The 7,723-nt window shown below is 71.9% G+C and carries 7 protein-coding genes; all 7 read left to right on the top strand.

Translation table 11 applies throughout. The features are described 5' to 3' along the window. Nucleotides 1-239: 239 nt before the first annotated feature. Nucleotides 240-1,031 carry an aldose 1-epimerase gene (locus ACIBEI_RS49450; protein ID WP_398898103.1) on the top strand — a complete coding sequence of 264 codons (792 nt, stop codon included), beginning with the start codon at nucleotides 240-242 and terminating at the stop codon, nucleotides 1,029-1,031. Between the two features lie 67 nt (nucleotides 1,032-1,098). Beyond that, nucleotides 1,099-1,650 (top strand): orotate phosphoribosyltransferase, encoded by a 552-nt coding sequence (gene pyrE, locus ACIBEI_RS49445; protein ID WP_398898102.1) that lies wholly within the window; start codon nucleotides 1,099-1,101, stop codon nucleotides 1,648-1,650. Nucleotides 1,651-1,857: 207 nt separating this feature from the next. Beyond that, nucleotides 1,858-2,880: a class II fructose-bisphosphate aldolase gene (gene fbaA, locus ACIBEI_RS49440; protein WP_055618173.1), complete on the top strand. Its 1,023-nt coding sequence runs from the start codon at nucleotides 1,858-1,860 to the stop codon at nucleotides 2,878-2,880. A gap of 76 nt (nucleotides 2,881-2,956) precedes the next feature. Continuing rightward, nucleotides 2,957-4,450 carry an MFS transporter gene (locus ACIBEI_RS49435; RefSeq protein WP_398898100.1) on the top strand — a complete coding sequence of 498 codons (1,494 nt, stop codon included), beginning with the start codon at nucleotides 2,957-2,959 and terminating at the stop codon, nucleotides 4,448-4,450. 275 nt (nucleotides 4,451-4,725) lie between these two features. Continuing rightward, nucleotides 4,726-5,139, top strand: a complete 414-nt coding sequence (locus ACIBEI_RS49430; RefSeq protein WP_307523418.1) for a DUF3151 domain-containing protein — start codon at nucleotides 4,726-4,728, stop codon at nucleotides 5,137-5,139. A 178-nt stretch (nucleotides 5,140-5,317) separates the two neighbouring features. Beyond that, nucleotides 5,318-6,163 (top strand): tryptophan 2,3-dioxygenase family protein, encoded by an 846-nt coding sequence (locus tag ACIBEI_RS49425; protein WP_398898099.1) that lies wholly within the window; start codon nucleotides 5,318-5,320, stop codon nucleotides 6,161-6,163. Further along, a complete protein-coding gene (gene kynU / locus ACIBEI_RS49420; protein ID WP_398898098.1) occupies nucleotides 6,156-7,394 on the top strand; it encodes a kynureninase in 1,239 nt (412 codons plus the stop codon). Before ACIBEI_RS49425 ends, kynU begins: the two co-directional genes overlap by 8 nt. Nucleotides 7,395-7,723 lie beyond the last annotated feature (329 nt).

Genomic DNA, 7,723 nt, shown 5'->3' with positions numbered 1-7,723 from the left:
GGGGGGGGGGGGGCCGCGCCCCCCCCCCCCCCCAAAACAAAAACGCGGGGGGCGCCCCCGTTTTTTGGGGGGGGGGGGCCCCCCCCGCGACCAGCCCCAACGCACTCGCACCCGACACACCACATCGCCCCCCCACCCACCCAGGGGCGCGAGGAACTGCGCGACCAACCCCCACCCACCCGCAGCCGAGCCACGACCCAAGTCCCCCAACCCCGCGGAGCGCCGCGTAGGGTTCCATCGTGAGTAACGAAGACATCACGCTGACCGCGGCCGACGCGGAGGTGACCGTCCAGCCCGGCAACGGCGGACGAATCGGCGGACTGAAGGTCGACGGAGTCGAACTGCTCCGCCAGGGCAAGAAGTTCGGCTGCTTCCCGATGGTCCCCTGGTGCGGCCGCACCAGGGACGGCCGTTTCCTGAACGGCGCCACCCCCCACCAGCTCCCCCTCAACTCCCCACCCCACGCCATCCACGGCACCGCCCGGGACGCCGCCTGGCACACGGCCCGCAGGAGCGAGAACGAGGCCGTGATCACGTACGACCTCGTCGACCCCTGGCCGTACACCGGCCGTGTCACCAAGGTCGTCGCCCTGACCGCGGACACCCTGACGCTGACCATGTCGGTGGAGACGTACGAAGACTCCTTCCCGGCGCAGATCGGCTGGCACCCCTGGTTCAACCGCAACCTCGGCGGCGGCGAGGACGTGAAGGTCGACTTCACCGCCGCCTGGCAGGAGGAGCGCGGCGACGACCACCTGCCCACCGGCCGCCGTATCGACCCGAAGCCCGGACCCTGGGACGACTGCTTCGGGATGCCGGACGGAGTCGACGTCACCCTCACCTGGCCCGGGCAGCTGGAGCTGAACGTCGCGAGCCGTGAGCAGTGGGTCGTCGTGTACGACGAGCAGGAGGCCGCCGTCTGCGTGGAGCCGCAGACCGGGCCGCCCAACGGCCTCAACACCCTGCCCCGCCTGGTCACCCCCATCGATCCCCTCGAAGCCACCACCACCTGGACCTGGCGGCGCCTCTGACCGGACGACCGGACGACGGACGTCCGGACAGGGCGACGGACCCTGCGGCGCCTCTAAGCTGACCCGCATGAGTGACGACGTACGCGGCGAGCTGCTGCAGCAGATCAAGGACAAGGCCGTGGTGCACGGCAAGGTGACCCTCTCCTCGGGCCTGGAGGCGGACTACTACGTCGACCTGCGGCGGGTCACCCTGGACGGCGAGGCCGCCCCGCTGGTCGGCCAGGTGCTCCTCGACCTGACGGCGGACCTCGAATTCGACGCGGTCGGCGGCCTCACCATGGGCGCCGACCCGGTGGCCGGCGCCATGCTGCACGCGGCCGCCGCGAGAGGCCGCCGCCTGGACGCCTTCGTCGTGCGCAAGGCGGCCAAGGCGCACGGTATGCAGCGGCGCGTGGAGGGCCCGGAGATCGCGGGCCGCCGCGTGGTCGTCGTCGAGGACACCTCCACCACCGGCGGCTCCCCGCTCACCGCCGTCGAGGCCGTGCGCGAGGCCGGCGCCGAGGTCGTCGCCGTCGCGACCATCGTCGACCGCGCCACCGGTGCCGGCGAGAAGATCCAGGAAGGCGCGGGCGTCCCGTACCTCTTCGCGTACTCGAAGGACGAACTGGGCCTGGACTGACCCCGGTTCCGGGCCCCGGTCCCATCCCCCCTCTCCTCCCCGGTCAGAGTCCCGGTCCGAGCCCGCGCCGGGAGTTGTCCACAGGCTGGGCACGGGGGCCGGAGCATCCGGGCAAGTCTGGAAAGATGGGGCCGACGATGACGTCACCCCCTAGGTCAGGGCCGTAAGCAGCAGAACGCCACCCGCACATAAACAAGGAGCGGACAGATGCCGATCGCAACCCCCGAGGTCTACAACGAGATGCTCGACCGGGCGAAGGCAGGCAAGTTCGCCTACCCGGCCATCAACGTCACCTCGTCCCAGACCCTGCACGCTGCGCTGCGCGGCTTCGCGGAGGCCGAGAGCGACGGCATCATCCAGATCTCCACCGGTGGTGCGGAGTTCCTGGGCGGCCAGCACAACAAGGACATGGTGACCGGTTCGGTCGCCCTGGCCGAGTTCGCGCACATCGTCGCCAAGAAGTACGACATCACGGTCGCCCTGCACACGGACCACTGCCCCAAGGACAAGCTCGACGGGTACGTACGCCCGCTGATCGCGGTCTCCGAGGAGCGCGTCGCCCGCGGCGAGAACCCGCTGTTCCAGTCCCACATGTGGGACGGCTCGGCGGAGACCCTGGCCGACAACCTGGCCATCGGCCAGGAGCTGCTCGCCCGCGCCGTCGCCGCGAAGATCATCCTTGAGGTCGAGATCACCCCGACCGGCGGCGAGGAGGACGGCGTCTCGCACGAGATCAACGACTCCCTCTACACGACGGTCGACGACGCCATCCGTACGGCCGAGGCCCTGGGCCTGGGCGAGAAGGGCCGTTACCTGCTGGCGGCGTCCTTCGGCAACGTGCACGGCGTCTACAAGCCGGGCAACGTCGTCCTGCGCCCCGAGCTGCTGAAGGAGCTGAACGAGGGCGTCGGCGCCAAGTACGGCAAGCCGTCCCCGTTCGACTTCGTCTTCCACGGCGGCTCCGGCTCCACGGCCGAGGAGATCGCCACCGCGCTGGAGAACGGCGTCGTGAAGATGAACCTGGACACGGACACGCAGTACGCGTTCACGCGCCCGGTCGCGGACCACATGTTCCGCAACTACGACGGCGTCCTGAAGGTCGACGGCGAGGTCGGCAACAAGAAGACGTACGACCCCCGTACCTGGGGCAAGCTCGCCGAGGCGTCGATGGCCGCCCGTGTCACGGAGGCCTGCGCCAACCTGCGCTCCACGGGCACGAAGATCAAGTAACCCTGTTTCGTACGGCTCGGGCCCGGTTCTCCCTTCGGAGAGCCGGGCCCCGCCGTATGTCCGTATGCTCCGGTGTATGGCTGCCCCGCCCAAGGAGTCCCCGGCCGTCAGGATGTCCAGCCCCTCGGGGAAGTGGATCCTGCTGACCACCGTGCTCGGGTCGAGCATGGCGATGCTGGACTCGACCGTGGTGAACGTCGCGCTGCCGACGATCGGCCGCGATCTCGACGCGGACCTGGCGGGCCTCCAGTGGACCGTCAACGCGTACATGCTGACCCTCGCCGGCCTGATCCTGCTGGGCGGAGCCCTCGGCGACCGCTTCGGGCGCCGCAAGGTGTTCGTCATCGGCGTGGTGTGGTTCGCGGCGGCGTCGCTGCTCTGCGGGCTCGCGCCCAGCGCGGGTGTCCTCGTCGCGGCCCGCGCGCTGCAGGGCATCGGCGGCGCGCTGCTCACGCCCGGTTCGCTCGCCCTGATCCAGGCGTCCTTCCACCCGGACGACCGGGCGCGGGCCGTCGGACTGTGGTCGGGCTTCGGCGGTATCGGCGCGGCGGTCGGCCCGTTCCTGGGCGGCTGGCTGGTGGACGGCCCCGGCTGGCGCTGGGTGTTCCTCCTCAACGTCCCGCTCGCGCTGCTCTGCGCCCCGATCGCCCTGCGCCACGTACCGGAGTCGAAGGACGACCGGGTCCACGCGCGCGGCTTCGACGTGCTGGGCGCGGCCCTCGGCGCGCTGGCGCTGGCCCTGGTGACGTACGCCCTCATCGAGGCGCCCGCCGGATCGGGGCCCGTCGTCGCCGTGACGGCGGCCGCGGGGATCGCGGCGGGCGTCGCCTTCGTGATGGTGGAGCGGCGGCGGGCCGACCCGATGATGCCGCTCGACATCTTCGCGTCCCGCCAGTTCACGGCGATCAACGTCGTCACCTTGTGCGTGTACGCGGCCTTCAGCGGCTTCTTCTTCCTCTCCGCGCTCCAGCTCCAGGTCGTGGCCGGGTACTCGGCCCTGGGCGCCGGCACGGCCCTGTTGCCGACGACGGTCCTGATGCTGTTTCTGTCGGCCCGCTCCGGCGAACTCGCCCAGCGCATCGGCCCGCGCATCCCGCTCACCGTGGGCCCGCTGCTGTGCGCGGCCGGGATGCTGCTGATGCTGCGGGTGGGCACCGACGCCTCGTACGTGCGCGACGTGCTGCCCGCCATCCTGGTGCTCGGCCTCGGCATGGTGACGCTGGTCGCGCCTCTCACCGCGACCGTGCTCGCCTCCGTGGACACCGGCCGGGCGGGCCTGGCCAGCGGCATCAACAACGCGGCGGCCCGCGCGGCCGGCCTCGTCGCCGTGGCCGCGCTGCCGCTGCTCGCCGGGATGAGCGAGGAGGCGTACCGGTCGGCGGACGCCTTCGACGACGCGTTCCGGCGGGCGATGCCTCTGTGCGCGGGCGTCCTGGTCGTGGGCGCGGTGATCGCCTACGCGACCGTACGGAAGCCTCCGCCGGGCTGTCTGCGCCCGGAATGTCTCACCCACGGCAGCGTTACGGCCCCGCCGCTGGAGCCGAACCAGTCGCGCGGACGGCTGGAGTAGAGCGGCCGGAGTAGAGCGGCTGGAGTGGAGCGGCTGGGGTGGATCGACTGGGGCGGATCGACTGGCGTGGAGGGGCCGGGCGCGGGGCGCCTGGAGTGGATGGGCCGGGCGCGTGGCGTCCGGCTTGGACGGGCCCGTCGCGTGGCTTCTGGAGGGGCCGGGCCGGGCGCGGGTACGCCTCACGTGGGTGCGGTGAGTGGGCGGCGCGTTCGCCGGGGGAGTAAAGCGGGCCCGAGGTGCGCGCGCGGGAGTCAGGGCCAGGCAAACTGGAACCCATGGCCATCAACGAGAACCTCCTCGGGGGACCGCCCCCGACCCACCTGCCCGACGACCCGGAGCCGCGCGAGCTCCTGGCGAACGGCACGCCGCCCGCCGACGTCGCCGCCAAGTACCCCACCTCCTCGCTCGCCTGGGCCCAGCTGGCCGACGAGGCGTACGAGCGCGGCAGCGTCGTCGAGTCGTACGCGTACGCCCGTACCGGCTACCACCGCGGTCTGGACTCCCTGCGGCGCAACGGCTGGAAGGGCCACGGCCCGGTGCCCTGGGAGCACGAGCCGAACCGCGGCTTCCTGCGCGCCCTGCACGGCCTCGCCCGCGCCGCGCAGGCGATCGGCGAGCAGGAGGAGTACGAGCGCTGCTCGCAGTTCCTGAAGGACTCCTCCCCGGCGGCGGCCCAGACCCTCGGCTGAGCCGGCAGGGCCCGTGACCGGCCCTCAACGGTCGCGTTTGTGCAGGTCCGCCTGGTGTGACCAGGCGGACCTTGCGGATTCGGGGCACGATTGTGGAGGATGCCGGTGGGGACCGGGGCCACCGTGTCGAATTCGGCAGGGGCGGACCGCTACCCGGAGTACACAACAGGAGACAGCGATGTCCCACCAGGCTCAGCCCCAAGAGGCTTCGGAGCCCGAGACCCCGCATCTCGACTTCCAGGGCACGACCCCGTACGAGGACTACGTCCAGGCGGACGTCCTCACCCACCTCCAGCACACCCTCTCCGACGATCCCGGAGAGATGGTCTTCCTGGTGACCACCCAGGTCATGGAGCTGTGGTTCACCGTCATCGTCCACGAGTGGGAGACCGCGGCGAAGGCGCTGCGCGAGGACCGGGTGCCGGTCGCGGTGGCGGCCCTGAAGCGGTCGGTACGGGAACTGGAGGCGCTGAACGCCTCCTGGAAGCCCCTCGGCCAGCTCACTCCGGCCCAGTTCAACTCGTACCGCAGCGCCCTCGGCGAGGGCTCCGGCTTCCAGTCGGCGATGTACCGCCGCATGGAGTTCCTGCTCGGCGAGAAGTCCTCGTCCATGCTCGTGCCGCACCGGGGAGCGCCCCGCGTGCACGCCGAGCTGGAGAAGGCCTTGCACGAACCGAGCCTGTACGACGAGGTGTTGAGGCTGCTCGCGAGGCGCGGCCACGCGATTCCGTCCTCCGTCGTCGACCGTGACGTGTCCCTCCGCTACGACCCGTCGCCCGAGGTCGAGACGGTCTGGACCGACCTGTACGCGGGCGACGAGAGTGCCGAACTCGCCCGGCTCGGCGAGGCGTTGACCGATGTCGCCGAGCTGGTGTGGCGCTGGCGCAACGACCACCTGGTGGCCACCCGGCGCGCCATGGGGTCGAAGACCGGCACGGGCGGTTCCGCAGGGGTGGCCTGGCTGGAGAAGCGGGCGCGGAAGAACGTGTTCCCCGAGCTGTGGACGGCGCGGTCCCATGTCTGAGCCATCGGAGACCGCGGTGCGGCTGAAGGCCGAGAAACTGGACGCGACGGACGAACTGGCCGGGCTGCGCGCCCAGTTCGTCCTCGACGACACGGTGTACCTGGACGGGAACTCCCTGGGCGCGCTGCCGCGCTCGGTCCCCGGACGCGTCGAGGACGTCGTACGCCGGCAGTGGGGTTCGCTGCGGATCCGGTCCTGGGACGAGAGCGGCTGGTGGACCGCGCCGGAACGGATCGGCGACCGGATCGCTCCGCTGGTGGGCGCGGCGCCCGGCCAGATCGTCGTCGGCGACTCCACAAGTGTCAACGTTTTCAAGGCGGTTGTGGGAGCGGTACGGCTGGCAGCCGAGAAGGGTGACGACGAAGGGCACGCTGGTCGGCCGGGGCCGGGCGGCCGGGACGAGGTGCTGGTGGACGCGACGACGTTCCCCACGGACGGCTACATCGCGGCGTCGGCCGCCCGCCTCACGGGCTGCACGCTGCGCCCGGTGACGCCGGACGAGGTGCCGGGCGCCCTGAGCGAGCGTACGGCGGCGGTGCTGCTGAACCACGTCGACTACCGCACGGGCCGCCTGCACGACCTGCCGTCCCTGACGTCATCGATCCACGCGGTGGGAGCGGTCGCGATCTGGGACCTGTGCCACAGCGCGGGCGCCCTGCCGGTGGGCCTCGACGAACACGGCGTGGACCTGGCGGTCGGCTGCACCTACAAGTACCTGAACGGCGGCCCGGGTTCACCCGCGTACCTCTACGTCCGCGAGGCCCTCCAGCCGCGCTTCGACTCACCCCTCCCGGGCTGGAACTCCCACGCCGACCCCTTCGGCATGACCCCGGACTTCACCCCGGCCCCGGGCGCCCTCCGCGGCCGCGTCGGCACCCCCGACATCCTCTCCATGCTCGCCCTGGAGGCGGCACTGGAGGTCTGGGACGACGTATCGATCGACGCGGTCCGCACCAAGTCCCTCGCCCTGACGGACTTCTTCCTGGAATGCGTCGAGTCATACGTCCCCGAGGGCGCCGTGGAGTCGGTGACTCCCACCGCCCACACGGAACGCGGCAGCCAGGTGGCCCTGCGCTGCGCCGACGCGGGCAACGTCATGCGCCGCCTGATCGGCAGGGGCGTCGTCGGCGACTTCCGCGAACCGGACGTACTGCGTTTCGGTTTCACCCCGTTGTACGTGGGGTTCGGGGATGTGGAGAGGGCGGCGCGGGTTTTGGGGGAGATGTTCTAGCGGGGCTGGGGGTTGGAGTTGGGGTTGGGGCTGGGGTTGGGGCTGGGGGTTGGGGGTCGGGGCTGGGGCTTGGGGCTTGGGCTGGCTTGGTGTTTGAGGTGCTGGGCTGGCCTGGTGCCTGATCTTTCAGCTGGTCCGGCGTCTGGTCCTTCAGCCTGTCCGGCGTTTGAGGACGAGGCCGCAGGCCGGTTCCCCCCCCCCCCCCCCGGCCACCCCCCCCCCCCCACCCCCCCCCCCCCCCCCCCCCCCCCCCCCGGGGGGGGGGCCCCCCCCCCCCCCCGCCCCCCCCCCCCCCCCCCCCGGGCCGGGATCCGTCGGGTCCACCGGCC

The sequence above is a fragment of the Streptomyces sp. NPDC050988 genome (assembly GCF_044456225.1).
GTDB lineage: Bacteria > Actinomycetota > Actinomycetes > Streptomycetales > Streptomycetaceae > Streptomyces.
Note: the sequence above shows the minus strand (reverse complement) of the source record. Positions and strands in the feature narration are given on the sequence as shown.